1 tRNA gene is annotated in these 277 nt (G+C 43.3%); it reads left to right on the top strand.

Annotated features, from left to right (window positions below):
* Positions 1-19 precede the first annotated feature (19 nt).
* A tRNA-Ala gene (locus J9885_RS19405) sits at positions 20-95 on the top strand.
* Positions 96-277: the final 182 nt, after the last annotated feature.

Below are 277 nucleotides of genomic sequence, written 5' to 3'. Positions count from 1 at the left end.
GACCCACCACTTCGATTACGGGGCTATAGCTCAGCTGGGAGAGCGCCTGCTTTGCACGCAGGAGGTCTGCGGTTCGATCCCGCATAGCTCCACCATAATCCGTACTGAATTTGCGAGAAGCAAAAGCCATGAGTTGAACGATTTGTTCAATCTATGTCTTTGACTTCTTTACGAAGTTTGCTCTTTAACAATCTGGAAAGCTGATTTAAAAAGTAGTTCTCAAACATTTGTTACAAGTGCTTTGGAAACTTCTTGGCGAAAACCAAATTTTATTTGG

The sequence above is a fragment of the Aeromonas sp. SrichE-2G genome (assembly GCF_017939565.1).
Classification (GTDB): Bacteria; Pseudomonadota; Gammaproteobacteria; order Enterobacterales; family Aeromonadaceae; genus Aeromonas; species Aeromonas taiwanensis.
This window is presented reverse-complemented; position numbering and strand designations above follow the sequence as displayed.